The following is a 25094-nucleotide window of genomic DNA, read 5'->3' as shown; positions in this document are numbered from 1 at the left end:
TATATGGAAAATAAGGTTGCAGTAGTAACTGGAGCGGGCGGAACTCTTTGTTCGGCGATGGCAATAGATTTGGCCAAACAAGGGTATAAGGTGGCGCTTTTAGGTAGAACCGAGGAGAAATTAAAACTTGTGGAGCACGAAATTAAAATCAAAGGAGGCATTGCCATTTCTGTATGCGGAGATGTAGCGAATGAGGAAGCTATGAAGGCCGCAAAAGATACTGTTGAAAATGAATTAGGTATTTGTACACTGCTTATTAACGGTGCAGGAGGCAATCAAAATGATGCACTTCCCAATATAACAGAATTTGATGAACGTGAATTAGAACATGATACTGAGATAAAAGGTTTTTTTAATCTAAACATGACGGTTTTTCAAAACGTTGTAGAAATCAACACGATGGGAACTGTTATACCTTGTTTTGTGTTTGGAAAGAGTATGGCGAAACATAAGCAGGGCAACATCATCAATTTTGCTTCGATGACCAGCTACAGGCCCATTACAAGGGTAGCAGCGTATGCAATGGCTAAAACTGGAATCGAAAGTTTTACACAATGGTTGGCGGCCTATTTGGCACCTGCAAATATTCGTGTAAATGCCATTGCCCCAGGCTTCTTTTTGAATGATCGTAGCCGAAAGATAATGTTTAACTCAGATGGCTCCCAAACGGAACGTGCGCAAAACATATTAAGGCAAACACCAATGAAACGTTTTGGCGAAGCCTCCGAACTCATAGGTTGTATGAATTGGTTGATTGATGAAAAAAATGCCGGATTCGTAACAGGTATAACTATACCTGTAGACGGGGGTTTTTTGTCCAGCCCAGGAGTTTAATATTTCAAAAATATTTATTATGAAAACATATTTTAGGATTAGTCATCTATTTGTCGCCCTAATAGGGTTGCTTTCTTATGCTCAAAACAAACAAGCTATAACCTATAATTCGATTGGACTGTTACAACCTCGTAGCTCAAACGAAATAACTGCTTCTAATTGGTCTATAGGAGGTGAAACAATGGATCGTGATTTTACAGATTTTGACCAATGGAAGCAATATTTAGGAGCAACGGGAGCCAAAAAAATTAGACTGCAAGCAGGATGGGCTAAATGTGAGCGCAAAAAGGGTGAATATAACTTTGAATGGCTTGACAAAATTATTGATGAAGTAATTGCACAAGGCGTGGAACCCTGGTTGCAAACATCTTATGGAAATCCTATTTACGAAGGAGGCGGAATGCCCAATCTTTCTGGAGGCTTTCCGGTATCAGAGGAAGCTTTGACAGCTTGGGACCAGTGGGTTATGGCACTGGTAAATCGATATAAGGGTAGGGTTAAAATTTGGGAAATTTGGAACGAGAGTGATCTTAATTCGGAAAATACGCCAGAGGCGTACTCTAAACTTTTCGTACGTACTGCAGAAATTATAAAATCGAAAATTCCTGAAGCAAAAATATATGCGCTTTCATTGGCTCACATTAAAATAGAATATGTAGCTCCATTCCTAAATTATCTCAAGAAAGCTAACAAGCTACATTTGGTTGATGTAATCACACTTCATGGTTATACTTACCGACCGGAAGAGATATATCCTAGATATGAGAAGATTCAACACCTGATTCAAACTTACTCAGACCATATTATTATAGGACAGGGCGAATTAGGTTGTCCTTCAGAAAACCAAAGCTATTACGCACTAAAAAATTATCCATGGACAGAAACCTCTCAATCAAAATGGTTATTAAGAAAACTACTGGGAGATCTTGGTAGAGATATCCCTTCCTTGTACTTTACAATAATTGATATGAATTATGTTCGCGTCTTAGGTAAAGAAAATGGAAAAGTGGTTAAATTGAAAAATCCAATATATACGGTAAATACCAAGGGACTTATTAAAGCTAAAAAGGATAATACAGTAGATTACTTAAAACCGTCCTATTTTGCTTATCAAAATTTAACGTCCATTTTCGACCACTCTCTAAAGCGAATTCCCAATTATCCATATGTAACTGATACCTCAGGTTCTCTTTCCGTTTACGGATACCGAGCTGACAGTTCCGATTATCAGGTTGTGACTATTTGGGAAAATGGTGACACACCAAACGACTCAACAAAAAAGACCACTATTGATTTTGAATTTTCGAACGGGAATTTTGACGAGCCCGTCTATGTTGATATGCGTACCGGTGAGGTGTATGAAATTCCTAAAAGAGATTGGACCAAAAAAGGAACGTATTACAAGTTTAGCAACATTCCAATTTATGATTCCCCAATTTTAATTGCAGAAAAGAGCCTGATTAAATTAAAATCTGATAAAAATAAACCTGAGTAAGATGAGTGTAGAAGATTATAAGAAAGAAGTCGGAATGATGAACCTCGAAAAGTTGATTGAAGTTAGAGAGGGAGTATCAATGAAAAAGTTTCCTATAGCTGACAAGGAGCTTTTAAGCCGTTATGAAAAAATATATACTGGAGCTATAAGTGATGTGCTTAGAGAGTTTACTTTATTGAATCAAGCCCTACCCATCCGAATACAGGCTCTAAAAAATTATCAAACTGTAGCGGGGTTTGCTTTCACCGTTAAAAGTTCATCTAGCACAAGGGTAAGCGGAGAAATGGAATTCCGTACTAAAATGCTTGATGAGATGCATGAAAATGCCTTCGTTATTTACGACACTAGCGGAGATGAAGAATCTACTTCATGGGGTGGGGTAATGACCGCAACAGCTAAAGAAAAAGGAGTAAAAGCAGCTTGCGTAGATGGTGGTATTAGAGATACCCATCAAATTTTAGAGGCGGATTTTCCGGTTTTTTACAAATATCGTTCTTCAAATGGTAGTTTGGGCCGATGTCTTATTACGGATTACCAAGTACCCATTCAGATAGATAAATGTTTTATTAAGCCGGGCGATATCATTTTAGGCGATGTAGATGGCGTACTTGCTGTTCCAAGAGATATTGCTTACGAAGTATTAATACGGGCGGAAGAAATACGCGAGAACGAAAAGAAAATTTTTGGTTGGGTAAAGGAAGGCCAATCAGCAAAGGAAATCTCAGATAAAGGGGGATACTTTTAAATTATTCGACGCTTGTTATGAAACTCTCTTTTTTATTTTTTGGAAATAGTCCTGATGAAAAATGGCAGCTCTGTCGCCAAATGGGTATTGACTATGCCATTGCCAAGTTGGCCCCTGAACTTACTGGAAACCCTTCGATTGACGATTACGATTCCTTTGCCCGTTCAAAGGAAATATTTGAGGAAAACGGATTCCAGCTCTATGGACTGGAGGGAGACCAGTTTGACATGCACCGTATCAAGTTGGGTTTAGATGGAAAGGAAAAAGACATCGAGAGGTATCAAAGGATGCTTGAAAACATGGGTCGTCTTGGTGTTCCCTTGCTGTGTTACAATTTTATGGCCACTGGCTGGTACCGAACCCATCACGCCATTCCTGAAAGAGGTGGCGCGATTGTCAGCGGATTTAACTATGAAGTGGCCAAAAAAGAACCTATTTCCGAATGGGGCACTTTTTCAGAAGAGCAAATTTGGGAAAATTACCAGTGGTTCATCGAACAGGTAATGCCTGTAGCAGAGGCTAATAATGTTAAAATGGCGTTGCACCCTGATGATCCACCAATAAGTCCGGTACACGGAATTGCCCGTATATTAACTTCGGCCCAAGCTATGGACAGGGCCCTATCACTTTCTAGAAGCCCCTCCCATGGATTGACCTTCTGTCAAGGTACTTTTACCACAATGGACGAGGATGTGGCGTCAATGATCGAGAAACACGGTGCCAACGAAAAGATATTCTTTGTTCATATCAGAGATGTGCAGGGAACTCCAAAAGATTTTAGGGAAACCTTTCATGATAATGGACCTACCGACATGTTTAAGATGATGAAAGCTTATACAGAAGTTGGTTTTGAGGGTCCGATACGATCAGACCATGTACCTACCATGGCCGGAGAGGACAATAAAAATGTTGGCTATGAAATGAAAGGCAATCTTTTTGGTATAGGTTACATAAAGGGGTTGATTCATGCCTCTGAAGCCTCGACTAATTTATCAGTATTCAAATAAAAGGTCTATGTTAAGAATGTATCTTTTCTGCGTTTTTGTGTCATTAACTTTAGTTGGGACGGCCCAGACATCAATTTCCCCAAGGGTTCGAGAGATTGTTAATCCCGTAAATGAGTCAAAAGAAGTACATCTGTATCTTTTAGCGGGTCAATCCAATATGGCTGGTAGTTCTCCTATAGAGCCATCCGACACTATTCCCCACAATAGAATTCTTCGATTTAATCAGGATTATCAATGGGAAATTGCGAAGGAACCCTTGAGAGTAGACAAGAGCATTGTTGGTATGGGACCAGGATTATCTTTCGCTAGGGAATTAGTAAAAAGGGATACTACTATTATTGTAGGGCTAATCCCTGCAGCGGTGGGGGGTACAAGTATAAGTCTCTGGGAGCCGGGTGCTTTTGATACAAAGACCAAATTGTACCCCTATGATCAGGCAATTGATCGTGCCCTATCTGCAATGAGGTCCGGAGAATTGAAAGGGATAATTTGGAATCAAGGTGAAAGTGATAGTAATAAAGAAGGGGCTAATAACTATCAACAAAAATTAAATGTGCTTATAGAAAGATTTAGGAAGGATTTGGGTATAGACAATCTTCCTTTTGTTGCAGGCTTATTGTCAAAATTTAAAGTTGTAAAAAAAGTACAGGGTAGGCGGCAAGTGAACAGATATGCACAAGCAGTTAATAGTGCTATACTAGACTTAAAAGATATAGTTAAAAATTACGAGGTGGTCAAATTAAAAAATGCGAAGGATAAAGGGGATGGAACCCATTTGGATTCAAAGTCTGCCCGAGCTTTGGGAAAGGAGTATGCTCAAGCAGTACTAAATCTAGGCAAGAATTAAACAGTAATTAAACTTTTAGATTCTTTTATGAAAAGCATACTGAAGCCTTTATTATTAATTAGCGTTATATTATCATCCATTCAGTGTAAAACAAAGACTCTTCCATTTACTTTTTCTAAGGATACGAACATCACAATCTTTTTAAATCAAAACGAGCCCGAATACGTTAGACTTGCCGTTAAAGACTTAATTGAAGATGTTGAGCAGATTATAGGATTGAATATAAAAATAGCAACTTCCATAGAAAACTGTATCGGTAACTGTATAGTAATAGGAACAGCAAGTGATACGGTAATACGGAATATTTTGAATACGGATAAACTCTCTGTCATAGAAGGTTCATGGGAGAGGTATCTGATATATACTTCACAAGACGGTATACGATCAAGATTAAATATAATTGGTAGTAATCCTCGTGGTACTATGTTCGGGATATATTACTTTTTGGAGAAGAAACTAGGCGTTGATCCTTTAAGGTTTTGGACTGGTTACGAACCACAAAAAAGAAATAAAATAGAATTAGAAAACATCGATTACGTAAGTGGGGAACCCGACTTTAAGTTTCGTGGTTGGTTTATTAACGATGAGGATTTACTGAGCGAATTTAAGGAAAGTGGTGGGGCACGGAATATTGATTATCCTTATTATGGACAGGTGGTAAATACCTCCCTAATCAAAGAAGTTGCCGAGGCAGCTGTTCGCTTACGCTATAATTTGATAATCCCAGCCAGCTTTATAGATATTAGAAATCCGGAGGAGGAACGGTTAGTTGCAGAGGTGTCAAAACGAGGTTTATATATTTCTATGCATCACATCGAACCTTTGGGGGTAAGTGCTTTTGGGTATCAGAACTATTGGAAAGAAAAAGGCGAGAAACCCTTGTTCAGTTTTTATAGTGAAAAGGAAAAACTAATGGAAACTTGGAGGGAATACGCTAAAAGGTGGGCGAAATACCCTGATGTCATTTGGCAAATTGGGTTAAGGGGTATTGCGGACAGACCTATGTGGCTTGCCGATCCTGGGGTTCCTCAATCTAATGAGGTAAGGGCCCAAATCATTTCCGATGCCATGCATGTGCAGAAGGAAATCATCCAGGATATCACAGGTGATGATAATCCTTTGTTGTCCACGACACTCTGGGCTGAGGGATCTTATTTTTATCAAAAGGGAATTTTAGACATTCCCAATGACGCGATGATTATATTTTCAGATAACAGCGCAGGTTGGGTTTGGCAAAAGGATTTTTACGAGACCAAAAGACTTCCCAGTTCTTTGTACGGGGTGTATTACCATCATCAACTTTGGAGTTCAGGTCCTCACTTGACACAGGCGGTACCTCCATCAAAAACTTACGCTCAATTCAAGGAGGCTATGGAATACAATTCTAATACCTATGCCATCATGAACGTTTCTAACATAAGAGAGTTTACTTTGGCACTTCAAGCCTCTTCAGAAATGTTATGGCAGATGGACAGTTTTGATTCTGCCAATTATATTATGAATTGGTGCGTCGAGCGTTTTCCAGATGCTCCAGAAGGAACCTATATGGCTTATAAAAAGCTCTTTGATTCTTATACTCTTACAAATGACACACAATACCCACTATTTCTTGACGGTCTTCAGAAATTAATGGGGTTTCGAATTTTGAACGAAATAGAAAAAATCTTGGATGGAATAAAAGTTAATGAAAAGAAAAATTCGAAAAAAGTTGATCCTTTTTCTGCCAGCCTAACCAATGCATATCCAAGAGCCAAAGGAGACTTACATAATCAATTGTTTCAGTTGACCCAACAAGTAGATTCTTTGTCCTACACTTTAGTAATTGCTAAAGAGCAACAAGAAAAATTAAGCGGAGATTCTCTTTCGTTTTTCGAGTCCAATATGGTTGGACAGACCAAAATTTTATTTGGCCTGGGAAAATGGCTACAAGGTTGTATTAAAGCGCAAATAGCCTTGGGTAACAACCAAAATTGGGAGCAGGTATCCAGCGAATTAAAAGAATCCATAAAGGCTTTTGAACTCATAGACGAAGGTAAAAAACTGGGCTCACAAGGGAATTGGGAAAACTGGTATAGAGGTGATAAAAAGATGAATACCGATGGGATGAAAGCACGTACATATGAGGTTTTGGAGAAGGTATGTGAGAAAATTTAGTATATAAACGATTTTAAAAAGCAGAAGATAAAGTATGACAAAACACAATTTTCTTGAAGTGAATTATAGAAAAGCTATAAAACATACTCTTTCTGTTTTTGGAATTCTTTGTATAAATATTGCCTTTACGCAACTTTCACCCGAAAGTGTGATAGTGCCAAATTTTTCGGAGGAATATCCCCGTGCTCAAGATTTTTACGTTACAGCAGGAGGGAAAGAACTACCTGTTTTGGAGGGCACCATTGCGGCAATGTCGTATGCCATTGTTAACGGTAAATGCACAGTTACTGTAGTTAGCAAAAAACCTTTTAAAGATGTTGTTGTTCGTCCGTTAAATGCCAGAATCAAACCGAAGATTGAGGGAAACAAGGTCATTTTCTCAATTCCCACGGCAATGAATCTGAGTATTGAATTTGACAATGATATAAAAAGACCACTTTTTTTATTTACCAGTCCAGAACGTGATAATGTCCCTAGCAAAGAAGACCCCAATGTTCGTTATTACGAAGCAGGTAAGATTTACGATGCTCGAGAAATTAGGTTGTATGATAACGAGACATTGTATTTAGAACCTGGTGCTATTGTGCAAGGCTATGTGACGGCCGACAATGTAAATAATATTAAAATATTAGGAAGCGGTATCTTAGATCAATCAACGAGAAAAACTCTAAAAGTCAATTCCATTCTTCTAACTGAGTGTGAGGATGTATTAATTCAAGATGTTCAAATTCATGATGCTTGGGGATGGACATTGCACCCACGGGGCTGTGACAACGTAGTAATAGATAATCATAAACAGACTGGGTGGCGTGCGAATTGTGACGGAATCGATATAGAGGCCAGTCATAACGTTGAAGTTAAAAATTGCTTTATTCGTAGTTCAGATGACTGTATAGCTGTAAAAAGCAAACAACCCGATATTGTCCGTCGGCGGGGTAGTCCGAAAGTCGATAATATTCTAATTGAGAAAACCGTTTTGTGGAACGCTAGAGGTGGCAACGCCCTAGAAGTTGGATTCGAACTAAAGGGTGATTTCGTCCAAAATATAACTTTTCGAGATTGCGATATTATCCGAGTTGAGCGGGGGGCAGCATTAAGCATTCACAATGCTGAAAATACCACAGTTAAAAATGTAACTTTCGAAAATGTACGTGTGGAGGATGCACGTGATGAACTAATTGATCTTTATATCGGACTATCGATTTATAGTATTGACATTCCTGCTAAATATTCTAGACGTTTTGGGTTTAATATTCCTGATTCTCTTAGAGATCCCGACGCAAACGATAATAGAGGTCAATGGCTTTATTTGCCACAAAATGAGAGGTCTTCTTACTCTAAAAACCGAGGGCATATTGAAAATGTAATTTTTAAGGACATTCAAGTAGTTTCAGAAAAGGTTATACCTTCTTTGATAAAAGGTTGGGATCATAAAAATAGTATCAAGGGGGTCGCTATTGAAAATTTGACTTTTGGGGGCAAGAGAATGAAAAGTCTTGAAGAGGCCCGGATTTCTGTTGAAAACACAACAAATATAACTATAAGATAATTATTTGGGATTCTAGAATTAACTCACCCTAGATTTTAGCAAGACAAGGCCTTGTCTGTGTAGTTTTTTGAAAATCGCTTAATTCTTTTAGTGATATATTGGTTTAAAGAATTAATATGTGAAAAGAATAATTAACCTATGAGTTTAAAGTCGTTCTGTAACCCACATAGCCTTCCCCATTTTCGACAATTGATAATTCAGAAATCGTAACTTAGAGGAAAGTTCAAAAAAAGGATTCAATTTTCTATCCATATTAAGAATAAATACAATTTTATATATCATTAGGTGACTTTTTGGAAATTTTTGTTTCTATAAAACAGAATCAGTTTCTTGAATAGAATATTATTACATAATCAAGGAGCTACAATAATACCCTGTCATGTATAATGAAAAAAAAATAATTTTTGTTCTGACTATTTCTTTTCTCCTGTTTTCCTGTAAAACTTCAACCTTAATGCCGGTTTCGCAACTGACCCCAGCAGCCGATATCAGGATAAAGCAGAAGAGTGAGGATAATGGGAATGTTGAAATTTTTCTAACCGCAAAACATTTGGCAGAACCAAGTCGCCTGTCAACGGATTCAGAGATTTATGTTGTCTGGATACAGACCGAAGATGGTATAACCAAAAATCTGGGGATGCTTGATGTAGACGGCAGGGGCGAAGCCAATTTAAGGGCGGTCACACCATATAAGCCCGCAAAGTTATTTATTACCTCTGAAAAAAATGGAGAAGAACTACATCCCAGGGGTAAGGTCGTTACCAGTTCCGAACTTTGATGAAAGGTTATTATGAAAATCGAATCGCCCGAACCGTAAAGTTTCTATTTTGAGGTTATATGGTCCGAACCCGCAAGGTGTTCCGATTATTCTGGTTTCCAAATTCTATGGAACCTTTATCAATAGCCTCAAAATAGTTAAGTGTGGCCTTTTCCAAAATAATGTGTCTTATTGAAAGGAAAATCCCCATTACCCAAAAATTAGTCAAATAGTGGAAAATTCATCAAGGTGTTGACCCATGAATGGACCTTCAGAAAACAAAATAGGGAAAAATGTAAAGTCGACCGTTCCGATTCTTTGGCCGATAATGAAAAATGGAGATACTAAATATGTTAATAAAAAGGATTAACTATCCTACTAACTAATGACTATTATTAAATATAGCTAATGATGGATGTATTTTTGGTAGACGATAACATTGTTTCTCTTTTTGCTTCGAGATATTGTTTGCAAAGAGAGAAAATCGTCAATAAAGTAACCGTTTGTCAGGGTGTTACCGATGCCTTGGAACATGCAGCTGCAAATTCCGATTCTGTCAGGACCACCTCGGTAATATTCCTAAATATCGACATGGGGGAGTTCCTAAGGGAACGTTCAAAGATTGCTGTATTTGCTAAAAAAAGGTTAAAAGGGCAAGTCAAAATATTTGTAATTGCTGATCGTAATACGCTTAAAATAATTGAAAATAAAAATTCTGTGGTGGACGGTCTGTTTCCTAGACCGATGATGGGCGATACAATTCAAAAAGCATTGGAATCGATCAAGGAGCAGTAAAGCAATCAAATGGAATGTACAGGTGAGCAAAACTGCAAGAGGGGACCGCGGCGCAAAAAGTACTTTATTCTCCCTGCATGCTGTTGGTATTCTAAATTATAAAGCAATTTTAATCCAAGGCTTATTGAATTCAATTTTCCATTTACCTATCAAGAATAATAATTGAGTAATGTGATAAAATTTTTTTCAGTTGGCCATACAAATCTTTGTATCGGTAAGAAAACATATATGATAGACTTATTAGTATTTCTTTTTCCTTGCTCATGAAATTCATATTGCCAAGTTAACGATAGTTAAATAAGACGGGACAACTAACAAGTCCCGCCTTATGGTAAGCGACAATAATCAACTAACAAATCGCTTTTTTACAATTATTCTTTTTTCCGTAACTTCTTTTATGGGAAAAATTATCCTTTCATTTTTAATAGCTAGCGTTACCCCCATATTATCCAATGATTCTATCTTTCCTTCCAACCCATCGATTTCAATGATATCACCGACACGATATTTTTTTCTGGCGTAGAAGGTCAACAATAGGGAGGCGATTACCTCCTTGGAACCGAATCCGAAACCGATGGCCAATGCAAGCAGAAATGCCCCTAAGATCATGGTAATGTTATTGGTGATTATAGTCGTATCTACACCGGCCTGATTGAGTGCGGAGATGGTAAAGAAAATGGCAATTAGATAAAAAATGGCCATTCCGATCAATCTAGATCCGTTCAGGTTAAGTGTACTGAACAGGGTACTTATGGCACGTCTTACAATATTTGCAATGTACATACCGACAATAAAAAGGATGATACCACTGAATAATTTGGGCAGGTACCTTAAAAGGTTCCCGATCTCATTGGAAATTATTTTCCATTCCATAATGTCCGAGGCCACGATGAACAGCATCAGGTAAATGCTCCATTTGGCAAATCCGAGTAAGACTTGCGAAAATTTGATAGGTAATTTCCTTCCCCCCATCATCTCCAAGTTGTTGACCTTTTCGCCGAAACGGTCTACCTTCAGGATGATCAATAATTTCTTTAAAACTATAAGCACGAGCTTGGTCAGCAACCAACCCAATAGGAGTACTAATACCACCCCGGTTATTTTAGGTAGGGTACTTCCTATTTTCTCCCCGATAGTCTTTATTGACTCCAATGTGAGGTCTTTCCATTCGTCTATAGTAGCCATGTTCTCAAGGAAGTTAGTTGAACTCATTGCTATCGATCGTTTTAAAAAGACCTTTCAGGGCCGAAGGATAACTGTCGGTCACCAAAAATGTAAGGTCCATGAACAAACTGGCAATGGCCACATCATCCATAACTTTTTTTCTTATTTCCACGGGCAATTGTTTTGGTTTTGTGTTTAAATTTTTAAAAGGGTTACTGTTCTTTTGCATTATTTTAAATTATGATAAGCGTTGACTACTTTGTTTTTGGCTCTTTTCAGCCTCATTTTTACTGCACTTTCACCAATTTGCAACAAGGCCATCAAATCTTTGATGGTAGCATCATCTTGGTATTTTAGGAGAAGGATGGATTTGTCCTCGGGTTCGATCTGATCGAGGGCCTTTTTCAGTTTTTGTGATTTTAATTCGAAAAGCGAGCTATCAGGTATTTCCTGCAATGGGTTCCCGTCACCTTCTTCAAAATTTCGGGAACTATCCTTCATTTTTCTGTACTTGTTTCTATTCACATGGTTGACACAAAAATTATAAACGAACGAATAAAGCCATGTACTGAATTTAGACCTTCCTTGAAAGCTTCCAATTTTTATGTAGAGCAACAAAAATATATCCTGTGTCAAATCTTCGGCCTCTTGCAGGTCAATAGCAAAACCACAGCATTTATTGAATACTTTATCGGCATACCTATCGTATAGTTCTCCAAATAATTCAGGCTCTCTTGAAGAAATCAGTTTTTTGACCAATTTTTCATCGGTAATTCTTTTATGTAGTAAGGGCAAGCTCAATTGGTTCTAAAGCAAACATTAATGGTTATCTCTTTAGGACACCTCTTTTTGGATTAGGTCACTTCTTCGGAAAAAAATGGAGAAATAAAATATACAGTGCTGTTTTGTAGGTGTTTAGGTTTTTAAAAAAGATCGGCAAAAGTATGGATTAGTTTCAATCCTCGCAAGTACATGGGATCCAATAGTTTGCCCTTGATTTTTACTATTTATCCAAAAAAAGGACGTATCCGATGTGACTTAGTAAATCTAGAGTGTGTCTAAATGAGCTAAAGTGCTTAAGTAAGCACTTAACACGTCAAAGGTAGCTAGCATTTTTTCTCACGGACTACCTCGGTAAGCGTCCGATATTTTATGAATTGCCTGATACATCCAAATGGAAAATAAGTAATGAATACCATATTTTAATAAATGAAAAATGAATGGAAGGGCATGCTTGATCATTTGCCCGATGCTATTATCATAACGGATAAATTAGGAGCTGTTAGGGCCTTTAACAATAACACATTACAATTGCTAGGTTATGAAGCGGAGAGACTGATCGACCGTTCACTATGTCAATTTTTGAACAAAGTATCGGCAACTGAAATCATGAATAGATTGTTAAATACTCTTGAAGGTGTATCTCAAATACCTGTGGAACACCATGAACTTGAAATTATCCGTAAGGACGGCAAAATTGTTCCGGTTCAGACCGGCATTGTTCCCTTTATCTCCCAGGGGATTCCCTATGTTTGTTTTGCCCTTCGTGATATATCGGTATTTAGGGAACAAATTTTGAGATTGAAGGATGAAAACCTCCAACTTAAAAATACCTTGTCGCGGTCAAAGGAGAACAACGAGCGATTAACAGATTTTAATGAGATAATATCACATAATTTAAGAGGACCGGTAACTAATCTCCAGCTCCTATTAAATCTATATAATTATGAGAGTGAACCGAACAAAAAAGAGTTTCTGATGGAGAAATTCGACAAGGTGGTCTCAGGCTTGAACCATACGTTGGATGTTTTGGTAGAGTCCGTACAGTTTAAAAGATCACCGGAAAAGAATAAATCCCTTGATTTAAAGGAAATATTGGAAAGGACACAGAACCTGCTGATTGCACAGATCGATAGTTCTGACTGTATAATCGAATCGGATTTTTCTAAGGTTCGATGGGTTGCTTATAACCAAATATACATGGAGAGTATTTTTCTTAATTTGATTGGCAACGCGATTAAGTACAGGTCCGAAAATAGACGCTTATTAATTGAAATAAAATCGTGGAAAGATAAGGAACATCTGATGTTAAGCTTTAAGGATAACGGCTTGGGAATTGATCTGGATAAGCACCAAAAAGATATTTTTGGCTTTAAAAAAGTCTTCCATAATCATCCAGACGCCAAAGGAATTGGCCTATTTATGACCAAAACGCAAATTGAGTCCCAGGGAGGCTCGATAAAGGTTAAAAGCGAACCTGGTCAAGGCTGTTGTTTTATAATCTCGCTTAATTAAGTTCTGGTGAAAATGGTAATGTAGATTTATCCTTCACCTTTTTATATAAATGAGAATTCAGAAATCGTAAATTAGAGAAAAGTTCAAATAAAGGATGAGTAGCATTAATATACCCAATAACTATCCAGAAGGATGTTCTGATGATACAATCAAAGAGGTAGTTGCAAAATGTCAAAATAAAATCAACAAGTATGATTATGCTTTGAATGTTATTTAAGGAACTTCTTATTATGCAGCGGTAGCAGAACAAGGAAATACTGAGCTGGACCATAGACTTACTGAAAAACTAATCATAAACCTTGAACAGTCCTCTAAAAGACAAAGAGAATTGACCTGGGCTATTATAACAATTGGTGGACTGTATCTAATTGCTGCATTTTTAAAATTAATTGATATTGTTTAATTAAATTTCAAAAAAAGGATTGGTTTATCTCGCTGCAGCACCATGTTGTCCGTAAAGATATTCGAAACGTTTAATTGGGCAACTTTCGAAGGAATACCTAGAAAGAAAAAAAGCACATTCAAAAAAAACGGCAAAGGCTACCTTTTATCCTTAAAAATCAAGCTGAATATGTATCCGAAAATGAAGCATGAGGCTACCCCGAAGAACGCATACATCAAAAAGTTGATTTCTGAAAAAACGCCGATGTACCATATCAAAAATGCACTGAGCACCAAACCCAACAAAGTCCCTATTGAATTAGCCTTTTTTGTCAGCATTCCTAAGAGAAACATCCCTCCCAATCCACCGGTAAACAATCCGAGAAATTTATAGAATTCATCCCAAAGGGATTTAATATTAGAATTCGCCATCCATAAGGCCAGCAGAACACCTGCAATACCAGTCAATACAGTGGCAATTCTTGCTATTCTCAGCAGTTTAGTGTCCGTCGTTTCAGGTCTGAAGTGTTGATGAAAATCGTTGCAATAGGCAGTGGACACAGAATTCAGACTACTACTGATGCTCGACATAGCCGCCGAGAAAATTCCGGCCACCAATAAACCAGAGACCCCAACAGGCAATTCCCTAACGATATACCAAGGAAAAATGGAATCATTATTTGAAATCGCCGGAGATAATGCCTCGGGTATTTCCGAATAGAAAATAAACAATAGGGTTCCTAAACCAAAAAATATGATTGTTGCCGGAAGGGTCAGCACCGCATTGGTATAAAGGGTTTTTTGTGAATTCTTTATGTTCGAACTGGTCAAAAAGCGTTGAACAATGGTTTGATCAGTACCTTGAGTAACCATGGCCGAAGCCAGCCCGCCGATAAAGACTACCCAAAATGTAGATTTCGTAAAATCAAAATCCATATTCATTATATTGAACTTATCCCTATCCCAGGCATAGGTAATCATATCACCGAACGAAGTTTCTGTATGTAACATGATCCAAACCACTGCTAAAATACTACCTCCCAAGAGCACGAGCACCTGCATGACATCCGTCCAAATGACTGCTTCTATACCTCCAAAGGTGGTATAGAGAATACATAGTACGCCCATAATCAGAATACTGGTTTCGACTGGAATTCCCGTAACTATAGAGATGGCCAAAGAAGGCAAAAGCAACACAATACCTATTCGGCCGAGCTGGAATAAAATAAATGAGAGGCTACCAAAGGCCCGTGCCAGATAATTGAAACGATCCTCCAGGTATTCATAAGCGGTGCGAATCTTGAGTTTATTGAAAAAAGGAATAAAGATAAAGGCGATTAAAGGTGTTATCAGAATGGCCGTTATGTTCAAAAAGAAAAATGACCAATCCGTTATAAAGGCTTTGGCAGGAATCGCCATGAATGTTATGGCGCTCAATAAGGTGCCAAATACGCTAAGCCCAGAAGCCCACCAAGGAATACGGCCACCACCAACAAAATAATCTTCAGTAGATTTTTGTTTGCGCATATAATAAATCCCGATACAAAGGGAAATCAAGAGGTAGAGTGCCAAAACCGTATAGTTGATAGCGCCAAACGGTTCAACGGCCTCCGCGATTTTAAATTTCCGAACTTTTGGTGTTCGAATTCCAGGAGAAACTTCTCCGGAGATGATCATAAAATCTTTATCCTTTTTAAAGGATAGTGCTGTTACCGGAATTTTATTGACCAAAGTCTCATAAACAAACCACTGTTTTGTAATGGAGTTGTACGCCAAAATTTCTTTCGAAAAACCGGGATGGGTGTTTAGAATTTGATCCCTTTTTTCAATGAGCTTTGCTACAATGGAATCATTCTGTTCCCTTACAATTTGAAAGGCAATGTCTTCGAGGGTGTCAAAAAGTACTTCATCCGATCCCCCATATACCATCAAGTGCATTGAACCCATGGTTTCTGCCGAAGCTCCCATCAAGACTCTCGGCTGACCATTGATCAATAGCACTCCTTCGTTTTTCCAAATACCTTCTCTTAGATCATAGGAAAGGTAGTCGGTCAAAGGCTTTGACTTATTTCCAGCCATTTGATTACGCCCGCCAATGACGAAAAGTTTTCTTGAATCTTTGGTTTCCTGAATCGCTGTGGTATGTAACGCTCGCGCAGCACCGGGAAAGTCTTCCAATTTTTCCCATTTCAATGGCTGTGATAGGGACAGCCTGTAAAATGAATTAACGCTTTTTTCCGAACTCTTCCCACCTACAACATAGGCGAAGTCTTTTTCGATGACTGCTGCGGAATACGCCAAAGGTTCGGGTAGGGGAGGATATTCCTTAATCTCAATAGTATTGGTTGAGACATTGTAACGCAATAAGTACACTTTGTCGGAGGTCGACGTTTCGTTTTCCCCACCCATGATCAAAACGCCCTCGGGAAGGGTCAAGGAAGCGCCATATGCCAATGGTGTCGACAATTTCTGGTCCGACAATTGCCATTGGCCTTCTTTCAGAATGTAAATATCATCACTATAGACCTTGTTACCCCCCTGCCATGGCAGGCCATCCGGAAAATTAGCTCCCCCCGCTGCTATAATAACATTACCATGTGCCCCCCCCATCATGCCAGCGAAGCCTAATGATGGGCTACCTGTTTTTTTAGAAGGAAGGTCGGGCAGTTCGATAATGCCCAGTTTGGGTATTTCTTGTCCGATACCGGCCGAAACGAACAAAAAAAGTGCAGCTAGTATTGCTAAAATCCTCGTGCTATCCATGTATGTTGATATTCCGCTTTGTTTGAATATAAATATCCCTGTAGGTTCTTCATGTCATGATCTAAAATAGTTTCAATAGTTACTATTTCTTTTTCTTAGGTCCTTTATACCTGTCTTTTTTATCCGTTAACCATTTTAGGGAAAACTGTGCGTACACATTTTTGGTGTACTCATCTTTTTCAAAAAATACGCCTATATCCCCATTCTTCAAGACGGTTAGCGATGAATAGGCCGAGGGTCCTTCATAAATTGTTTTGCCGTCCGTCCAAGTTTCTCCCTCATCATAGCTTACGCGAACTGTCAAATTGGTCCGTCCTTTTTTGCTTTTGGCATTGGAAAATAATATTCGGTTTTTCTCGAAGCCATCTTCTATAGCGGTATAACGCACAATACTTGCATTACATCCCGGGTCTATCAATTCAGGTACCGGCTTGGTTTGCCATGTCTTTCCATCATCTTTTGAAGTATGCACATAACGCATTCCTTTTTTATTGACACGGGCATTTATCATCAAGCTGCCATCTGTAAGTTCAATGACCTTTGATTCATCAGCTGGTTGAATGGGTGTATCTATAAAATACCAAGTTTTGCCATGATTGTCACTCCCGAACAAGTGTAGCCCACTGTTTAGGTTGACCATTGTGTGCAAAAGTTTACCGGACCTAGTTTGAATTCCCCGACCAGATGTTATAAATTTAAAATCTTTATGCCATTCCGGTTTGGCAATTTGCGAAGTGATATCTTCCGGTTCGTTCCATGTTTTTCCATTATCGGAACTTTTTGTGACATGTAAATAATAGATGTCTTTTTCGGTATCTAAGTTCATGAAATTGTAGAACAAGAAAATCTCTTTGGTCATTTCATCAACGATCATAGAAGGATCCGAAGCTGACTTACCCAATGGAAAATCTATTACCGTCTCAATCGGTCCCCAAGTCTTACCGTTATTGCTGCTTCGACGAATAACGATGTTGATGTCGTCACTGCCCCTAAGGTCGTTACATGAGGGTATCCTTTCATCAATAGCGGCAATAAGGTCTCCGTTGGGGGCCGTAATGAGCGCGGGTATACGATAGCAAGAAACCGAATCGTTCATAGTGGTATTAAATAGGTCCTGATATGTTTTTAATCCTTCGGCCATTGCAGGTGTTTTGTCTTGGGCCTTCAAGGAAAAGGCGGCAAGAACCAATAGGATGTATAGCGCTGTTTTTTTCATTTTTTTTGGATTTTATTGTTCAGTTTCGATTTTTTCAAAGGATCTATAGCATTGATACATCGCTCTTGGAACATGGAAACAGCCTTTCCATCTCCCGCCCTTTAAGGTCAATAAAGGTTGCCCTTGTCGGTTAAGATACCCAAACCATTCCCCATTTTCAGGGTCAGGAAAACGAGTCCAGGTATAGTCGTGTACTCTTTGGTACCATTCCCATATTTTTGAGTTTTTGGTATGTTCGTAGGCCTTGGCCAAAGCTACAAGGGTTTCCAAATGCACCCACCATAATTTTTGGTCCCATTCCAGTTGCTGCGTTGGATGGCCCTTTGCATCCATAAAATAGAAAATACCGCCAAACTCGTTGTCCCAGCTATGTTCCAGAATGTTGACTATGGTATCCGTAGCCTTTTGGATCAGAGCAAGATCATTCCTGCTCACTCCGATATCGATCATGAACCACATGGCTTCAATTCCGTGACCGGGATTGAGAAGCCTCCCTTCAAAACTATCATGCAGTGAACCATTCAACTGCACATTTTCATAGATGAGTCCGGAATCTTTTTGTAGGAAGATTTCCATAACCTCGTGCACACTTGTATCGATTGTTTTTTTGACTTCTTCGGTCTTCAGAACATGCTCTAGCTCCAATACCAAATTGGAGAGGATCATGGGCAATGCAAAACTTTTAAGTTTTCTTATTCCGGTACTTTTTTCGTAATTTCCTTTAGGTATGTCCTTCCTTTTTAAAATATTATAGTAGGTGTTTTTAGCCAACAACTTGAACTCCTCATCGTTGGAAGCCTTGCCGTATTCACTAAAGGCCATAGCAGCAAAACAATCGGAGAAAATATTATAGGGCTGTACCAAAGGTTTACCTTCTCTGGTCAGGGAAAAATAGAAGCTCCCATTAGCGTCCATTCCGTTCTTCTTAAGAAAATCCGCCCCTAATCCGGCGATTTGTAACCATGAAGGCCGCTGCTCGACCTGATTGTACAATTTGGAGAACATCCAAACTTGCCTGGCTTGAAGCCAGACGAACTTGTCGGTATCGTAAACCTTTCCATGTTGGTCTAAACAAGTATAATATCCTCCATATTGTGTATCCAAGGAACATCTCTCCCAAAAAGGGAGTATATCATTCAACAATGTTTCTTGGTATAATTGACTAAATTTCATTTTATATGTATAACATAATACAAAACTAGATAAATTTTCCTAAATTTCGTAATGTTTAAAGGGAATAATGTACAAATGGCAATAAGCCTAGATAAAAGAAAATAACAATCCCTATTTTTACCGAATTATCAACTTAATTTTTGAATCTGCACTAGCAATAATGGCTGGCATAATCCATTACACCAATGACGAAGCAATTAAAGAATATAAAGCCCGTTGATACCGGATCTCTTGTAGATAAGGTGGAGGTACGTTTATTGGCCTTTTTTAAGGAAAATAATTTAAAACCTGGTGATGCCATTCCCAAGGAGTTGGACTTTGCCGAATCGTTAGGAGTCAGTAGAACGGTGGTTCGTGAAGCATTACTTCGCCTAAGGACCCTGGGATTAGTGGAATCGAAGAAACACCGGGGGATGATATTAAAGCAGCCGGATATCATTAATAATTTCGAACGGATAATGGATCCTACGTTGTTGGGCGAAGACACGTTGAAGCAGCTGTTCGAATTTCGGCTGATACTTGAAATGGGCATGGCCGATTTTCTTTTCGAAAACAGAACACAAAAAAATATGGAGGAGCTAGAGGAAATCGTAGTAACCGAGGAGGCAACAGATACCGGTAAAATACGTTTTACCTTGGACAGGGAAGTTGCCTTCCACGGCAAACTATACCAAATATCCAAGAATGAGACATTACAAAGATTTCAAGGTCTGCTTTTGCCTGTCTTTGAATATGTATATTTGAAGGAAACTAAAAACACGAACTTGGACGAATACCATTATACCAAGGGTACGTTTGTAACGCATAGAATGCTGTTAGACAATTTAAAAGTAGGTACTCCGGAAACCTTTAGAAATGCCATGCGCAGGCATCTCGAGCCTCATTTTGACCATATATTAAAAAAAGGATAACCTTAAATAATCCTATAGATTCCTATCCCAAGCGATATAAAATCCCCTTGAAGGTTAAACTTTGTTCATCTTTTACATTCTATTAAAAATAAAAAGGGATTTGATATATCAAATCCCTTTTCTCCATTAACTAACTCAGCTATCTAAAACTAACAAAAACAATTTATAATTATACTATTGCCATCCAGGCGTTTGATCAAGCAAGGGGTTTCTACCAATCATGTCATCGGTTATCGGCAATAATAATTTATACTCCTCCCCAGATTTTAAAAATGTTACATTATCCAAAACAAAGCTATCACCGGCTCTCCTGAGATCCCACCACCTTTTTCCCTCACCTATAAATTCTTTATAGCGTTCGGTAAGGATTGCATTTGTATTTTCCATCTGTGATCCGCTCACATAACCATGTAAGGTTGTTGAATAATTATCACCATAGGCCCTTTGCCTAATCTGGTTTATTTCACCTGATGGATCTTCGCCCAACAAATTCTTTACTTCTGCTAATAGTAGGAGTACATCCGCATATCTGTATAAGGGAACATTATTCTCAAAAATACGTTCCGACCCATCGACCTGACCCAAAAACTTTTTGAATATAGACCCAAAATAGGTGGGCTCACTGTACAAGGGATATCCAGAACCACCATTGTCGTCAGTATAGAGCCTAATGAAAGTCGCATCTTTACGGGCATCATCATTGTCATCCAATAAATTTATGGTCTTTTCAGATTGCCCGTATCTATTTGCTCCGGCAATTATGAAGTCTATCATCGATTCGCCGTCAGCGTTGAACTGTGGGTTAATCTCCGTGCTTCTACCTGTAAAGCTATTGTATATATTGGAGGCCTCGTCACGTTGGTATTGTAGGGCAAAAATAAACTCGTTGTTCCCTTCATTTGACACTCCCCAAAGGCTTTCTATATCCGGTACCAAACTAACTCCTAACCCCTCGATTTGTTCTAAAGCCGATTTAGCCTCGTTAAGATCAGCAGCTCCGCCATCCAATAAATTTCCTGACCAAATATAGACATCACCTTTAAGTGCCAAAGTTGCCGCCTTGCTCCAAAAATTTCTATTTTCTTGCCAAAAGCTGTTATCCGATCCAAATGCTGATAAGGAAGCCTCTATATCTGACTTAATGAGTTCCATAACCTCACTTTGGGATGACCTTTCTTTACTTAAACCTTCGGGATCAACTGTGGACAAAGGCTCTAAAATAATTGGTACGTCACCCCAAGTTTTTAATAGTGTATAATAATAAAAGGCTCTTAAGCCGTATGCTTGGCCAATCAAATGACTTTTATCCGATTCATTAACGAATTCAACTCCGGGAGCATTTAATAAAAAGTCATTCACTCTGTGAATATTGGTATAAATACCAGCCCATCCACCAAAAGGTGCGGTTGATACCGTAAAACTTGATTCTATAAGATCTATATTGGATGGCGTTTCATAAGTTCGACCACCCCATACGTCACTTCTAATTTCGCCAAGAAGCCATAAATCTGCAGCTTCTCCACGCAAATTGGCAAACAAACCCGTGTGCGCCGTTCTAACCCCTTCTTCGGATTCCCAAAATCCGGCGGATGTCAATTCACTAGGTGCGTCAAGCTCCAATTCCTTTTCACAAGCAATGAAACTTACTGCTATTATTATTAAACAAATATACTTTTTCATCGTAGTTTTTTTAAAATGTTACGTTAAGTCCTATAGTTAAGGTTTTAGGTACCGGAAATTCGCCATACTGTACCCCACCTACTTCTGGGGTATCTCCACTCATGCTTTTAAAATAATGAAGATTGCTTCCAGTAACATTGAAACTTAATCTTTTAATAATATCATTGAAGTATTCAGAAGGAATATTATAAGTTAAGGTTACTTCTCTCAAAGCCAAATAGTCCCCTTTTTCCCAAAACTTATTATTTGCTTCTGTCTGTAAACTTTCAATGCCCTCACTTCCTCTCCAAACATTCCTTGTACCGTTTACAAAAACAAACCTTGGCCAATCGGCATCTGTGTTATCCGGGGTCCATGAATCTAGAACCTCTATGGGCTGTGCCAAGTTTCCTTGTGTTTGTGCATAACCCTTGTTCCTGATATGATTCCATACCAAATGTCCCGTAGCAAAATCCGTTTGAACGAAAAGACTAAAGTTTTTATAGGTTAAGCTCGTATTGAAACCACCCACAAAATCCGGCGTTGTTCTGCCAATTACCTTTCGGTCCAAACTATTGATTATACCATCACCGTTTTGATCTACCCATTTTACATCACCCGCCCATCTTTGGTTACGACTGGCACCAGGCACATATTCATCGGTGATAGCATTGTCGGCATCTGCTTCTGCTTGGTTGGCATAAATGGATTCCTGTTCAAAGGCAACTACCAAGTCACCACCATATCGCTGGCCTTCCTGCAATCCCCCTACCCATTCTTCCTGTCCAGTGCTAGGGTTCCATATTAAACTACCTCCCTGTCTGTTAAGATCATTATCATTTTCCGGTAGATTGACAACATAGTTCCGGTTGGTGGTCATGGTTGCTCCAAGGTTCCAGGTGAAATCATCTTTTCTTATGATATCCCCATTAACTTGAAGCTCGAAACCTTTATTTCTGTAAGTTCCATTATTTGTAAGAATCCCGCTGAACCCTGTATAATAAGGAAGGGTTAAACTTGCCAGTTTATCCTTTATATCCCTTGTGTAAAGGTCAGCAATAAAGGACAATCTATTGTCAAACAAGGATAAATCCAAACCTATATTAAATGTTGTTGCCTTTTCCCATTTTAAGTCAAGTGTTGCCAAACTCGAATTAGCATAACCTGTTTGCCCATTATAAATTCCTTGGGAACCATAAGAACCATACACGCCATAATTGCTCAATACATCCTGATTTCCGTTAACACCATAGCTCAACCTTGGCTTTAGAGTGGTTATCGCTTTTCCCAATCCCGATTCTTGGAAGAAATTCTCATTGTGTGCGTTCCAACCCAGTGACACACCTGGAAAAAATCCAAACTTGTTATTTCCTAGTCTGGAAGAACCATCGTTCCTAAATGTGAAACCTACCAAATATTTGTTATCATAGTCATATAACAATCTACCAAAAGTAGAAGTTATTACATATTCTGTTTCAAAGCTATAGGGTATGCCATTAGCTTCAGCTCCAGCATTAAGCGTTTCTATCAAATCTGTTGGCGAGTTCCTAGTACCTGCTGAAGTTTGGAAGAAATTATCCTTAAAATATTCTACTCCCACCAACGCGTTAACATTATGCCTGCCAAAACTTTTGATATAGTTCAAGGTTCCCGTTAGCTGATTTCTTAAGGTTCTATTTAAACTCACACTCGCCTCCCTACCTGTACGAAGTGGACCTGTAGTGCTACCTACCCTGTAGGCTCTATTGAAATTTTCGTAGTGATCATTGATAGCGAAGTGACTTCCTTGTAAAGAAAAAATTAAATTATCAACAACCGTCCAATCTAGCCCTGCAGTGGCCGTTAAACGTTGCTCAAGATTCTTTCGCACGAACTTATCTTGGTAATATAACGGATTCCCGAAACTTTGGTTCTGACCAACGGCATATTGATCCGACCATGCTCCGTCAGGATTACTGTCATAGGTTCTAGAAGTGGCCGCCTGCCCTTGAAATCTTCGGAACACTGTATCTTCACTTCCTAAGCCACCAGTGCTTAAATTCGAGTGCGAATAAAGTATATTGGAATTGACCTTTACATTATCATTGATTTTATAGGAGCCACTAAATTTTCCTGAATATCTTTCAAATCCAGACCCTAAAATGAGACCTTCATTATCCAACATACCTAATCCTAAATAATAAGTACCTCTGTCATTACCACCATCAAAAGAAATATAATGGTCTTTGGATTCACTATCCTGGTAAATTCTATCTCCTACACCCTTGTTGTCAAAGAAAATAATTTGTTGATTTGGGTTTAATATATCTGGAATGGATTGCCAACCAGGTTGGTTTAACAAGTACCGGTTTTCTGATGTCAGCAATTGCGTAGTGAAAGGGTCGTTAGTACTGTTGTTCCCGGTTCCCGCACCTTGGTTGCCATCAAGAAATGCACTAAATGCACCTGGATCTCCGGCAGCCTCACGGTACCAAGCTATAGATTGCCTATTATAATTGATGTGATTGGCCGCACCTAAATATTGTTGGTCATTTCGTTCATTATTTAGGCTATATCTATATTTATAATTTATAGAAGACCTACCTGATTTACCCGTTTTGGTAGTTATCAATATAACACCATTGGCCGATCTCGCACCATATATGGCCGTGGCCGCGGCATCCTTTAAAACCTCAATAGACTCGATGTCGTCTGAATTAAGAGCATAAAAAGAGCTGGGCACTCCGTCAACAAGAATCAAAGGCGAGTCATTCCCACTGAAATTTGTTCCTCCACGTAAAACAATTTCTGGCGTTGAACCGGGTTGACCTGTGGTATTGGTTACTCGTAAACCAGCAATAGTTCCTTGTAATGCCGAGGCAGGATTGGAACGTGTTGCATTTTCCAAAACCTTTGTATCCAACTTAGAAACAGAAGAAGTCAATGTAGCTCTAGATTGACTACCGTATCCCGTCACCACCACTTCATCCAATACTGCCATGTTTTCATCCAGAACAACATCAATAGTGGTCTGATTAGAAACAGGAACCTCCTTGGTAGAGAACCCTAGATAACTAAAAACCAAAACATCATTGGGACCGGCTTCAATAGAATAGTTGCCATCAAAATCGGTCTGAGTGCCATTGGTTGTGTTTTTTACCACCACAGAGGCCCCTGGTAGGGGAACTCCATCAGAACCTATCACATTACCAGTGATTTGGCTCGTTTGGCCATATGAAGTTAGAGAAAACAAAACCATTAATGCAAAAAGGGGAAAATGGACTAAAGCGCCCTTTCCCCGCAACACACCGCGTATAAATGTCGTTGTGCTTTTTCTTACGTAATTGGAGAATTCCATAAAATTTAGAGT

General features: G+C 38.8%; 19 protein-coding genes. 11 read left to right on the top strand and 8 right to left on the bottom strand.

Annotation, left to right across the window (positions count from 1 at the left end; genetic code table 11):
* Window positions 1–3 precede the first annotated feature (3 nt).
* From BIZ36_RS17645 to BIZ36_RS17605, 9 genes are all read left to right on the top strand, one after another.
* Window positions 4–834 carry an SDR family NAD(P)-dependent oxidoreductase gene (locus tag BIZ36_RS17645; RefSeq protein ID WP_187459218.1) on the top strand — a complete coding sequence of 277 codons (831 nt, stop codon included), beginning with the start codon at window positions 4–6 and terminating at the stop codon, window positions 832–834.
* A 19-nt stretch (window positions 835–853) separates the two neighbouring features.
* Entirely contained in the window at window positions 854–2329 is a 1476-nt protein-coding gene (locus BIZ36_RS17640) for a GH39 family glycosyl hydrolase (protein ID WP_187459217.1), read from the top strand.
* Window position 2330: 1 nt separating this feature from the next.
* Complete coding sequence (locus BIZ36_RS17635) at window positions 2331–3074, top strand: RraA family protein (protein ID WP_187459216.1); 744 nt, start codon at window positions 2331–2333, stop codon at window positions 3072–3074.
* A gap of 17 nt (window positions 3075–3091) precedes the next feature.
* Window positions 3092–4081, top strand: a complete 990-nt coding sequence (locus BIZ36_RS17630; RefSeq protein ID WP_187459215.1) for a mannonate dehydratase — start codon at window positions 3092–3094, stop codon at window positions 4079–4081.
* A gap of 7 nt (window positions 4082–4088) precedes the next feature.
* Window positions 4089–4928, top strand: coding sequence for a sialate O-acetylesterase (locus tag BIZ36_RS17625; protein ID WP_187459214.1), 840 nt, complete (start codon window positions 4089–4091; stop codon window positions 4926–4928).
* 27 nt (window positions 4929–4955) lie between these two features.
* Window positions 4956–7082, top strand: a complete 2127-nt coding sequence (locus tag BIZ36_RS17620) for a glycosyl hydrolase 115 family protein (RefSeq protein WP_187459213.1) — start codon at window positions 4956–4958, stop codon at window positions 7080–7082.
* A gap of 34 nt (window positions 7083–7116) precedes the next feature.
* Window positions 7117–8631, top strand: a complete 1515-nt coding sequence (locus tag BIZ36_RS17615; protein WP_187459212.1) for a glycosyl hydrolase family 28 protein — start codon at window positions 7117–7119, stop codon at window positions 8629–8631.
* Window positions 8632–9085: 454 nt separating this feature from the next.
* Window positions 9086–9409, top strand: a complete 324-nt coding sequence (locus tag BIZ36_RS17610) for a hypothetical protein (RefSeq protein WP_187459211.1) — start codon at window positions 9086–9088, stop codon at window positions 9407–9409.
* 387 nt (window positions 9410–9796) lie between these two features.
* On the top strand, window positions 9797–10183 hold the full coding sequence (locus BIZ36_RS17605; protein ID WP_187459210.1) for a response regulator: 387 nt from the start codon (window positions 9797–9799) through the stop codon (window positions 10181–10183).
* A 345-nt stretch (window positions 10184–10528) separates the two neighbouring features.
* Here the strand turns inward: BIZ36_RS17605 and BIZ36_RS17600 are convergent, their stop codons facing one another.
* Genes BIZ36_RS17600 through BIZ36_RS17590 form a run of 3 tightly spaced genes read right to left on the bottom strand, consistent with a single transcriptional unit; the run spans window position 10529 to window position 12142 of the window.
* Window positions 10529–11395 (bottom strand): mechanosensitive ion channel family protein, encoded by an 867-nt coding sequence (locus BIZ36_RS17600; RefSeq protein ID WP_187459209.1) that lies wholly within the window; start codon window positions 11393–11395, stop codon window positions 10529–10531.
* Window positions 11382–11519 carry a hypothetical protein gene (locus BIZ36_RS17595; RefSeq protein ID WP_187459208.1) on the bottom strand — a complete coding sequence of 46 codons (138 nt, stop codon included), beginning with the start codon at window positions 11517–11519 and terminating at the stop codon, window positions 11382–11384. The genes BIZ36_RS17600 and BIZ36_RS17595 overlap by 14 nt, the downstream gene beginning before the upstream one ends.
* Before the next feature lie 56 nt (window positions 11520–11575).
* Entirely contained in the window at window positions 11576–12142 is a 567-nt protein-coding gene (locus tag BIZ36_RS17590) for an RNA polymerase sigma factor (protein ID WP_286174932.1), read from the bottom strand.
* 414 nt (window positions 12143–12556) lie between these two features.
* Between BIZ36_RS17590 and BIZ36_RS17585 the strand changes: the two genes are divergently transcribed.
* Window positions 12557–13642 (top strand): sensor histidine kinase, encoded by a 1086-nt coding sequence (locus BIZ36_RS17585; RefSeq protein WP_187459206.1) that lies wholly within the window; start codon window positions 12557–12559, stop codon window positions 13640–13642.
* 540 nt (window positions 13643–14182) lie between these two features.
* Here the strand turns inward: BIZ36_RS17585 and BIZ36_RS17580 are convergent.
* The 3 genes from BIZ36_RS17580 to BIZ36_RS17570 all read right to left on the bottom strand — a co-directional run bounded on the left by BIZ36_RS17580 (window position 14183) and on the right by BIZ36_RS17570 (window position 19175).
* Complete coding sequence (locus tag BIZ36_RS17580) at window positions 14183–16786, bottom strand: sodium:solute symporter family protein (protein WP_187459205.1); 2604 nt, start codon at window positions 16784–16786, stop codon at window positions 14183–14185.
* A gap of 82 nt (window positions 16787–16868) precedes the next feature.
* Window positions 16869–18002: a sialidase family protein gene (locus BIZ36_RS17575; RefSeq protein ID WP_187459204.1), complete on the bottom strand. Its 1134-nt coding sequence runs from the start codon at window positions 18000–18002 to the stop codon at window positions 16869–16871.
* A 12-nt stretch (window positions 18003–18014) separates the two neighbouring features.
* Window positions 18015–19175 (bottom strand): n-acyl-d-glucosamine 2-epimerase, encoded by a 1161-nt coding sequence (locus BIZ36_RS17570; RefSeq protein WP_187459203.1) that lies wholly within the window; start codon window positions 19173–19175, stop codon window positions 18015–18017.
* A gap of 185 nt (window positions 19176–19360) precedes the next feature.
* Between BIZ36_RS17570 and BIZ36_RS17565 the strand changes: the two genes are divergently transcribed.
* Window positions 19361–20086: a FadR/GntR family transcriptional regulator gene (locus BIZ36_RS17565; protein WP_187459202.1), complete on the top strand. Its 726-nt coding sequence runs from the start codon at window positions 19361–19363 to the stop codon at window positions 20084–20086.
* Between the two features lie 174 nt (window positions 20087–20260).
* Here the strand turns inward: BIZ36_RS17565 and BIZ36_RS17560 are convergent, their stop codons facing one another.
* Together BIZ36_RS17560 and BIZ36_RS17555 are read right to left on the bottom strand one after the other, a co-directional pair.
* Window positions 20261–21766 (bottom strand): RagB/SusD family nutrient uptake outer membrane protein, encoded by a 1506-nt coding sequence (locus tag BIZ36_RS17560; protein ID WP_187459201.1) that lies wholly within the window; start codon window positions 21764–21766, stop codon window positions 20261–20263.
* Between the two features lie 10 nt (window positions 21767–21776).
* Window positions 21777–25082 (bottom strand): SusC/RagA family TonB-linked outer membrane protein, encoded by a 3306-nt coding sequence (locus tag BIZ36_RS17555; RefSeq protein ID WP_187459200.1) that lies wholly within the window; start codon window positions 25080–25082, stop codon window positions 21777–21779.
* Window positions 25083–25094: the final 12 nt, after the last annotated feature.

The organism is Cytophaga sp. FL35 (assembly GCF_014349235.1).
Taxonomy (GTDB): domain Bacteria; phylum Bacteroidota; class Bacteroidia; order Flavobacteriales; family Flavobacteriaceae; genus Euzebyella.
The sequence above is the reverse complement of the archived record's forward strand: the minus strand, read 5'-3'. Positions and strand labels throughout refer to the sequence as shown.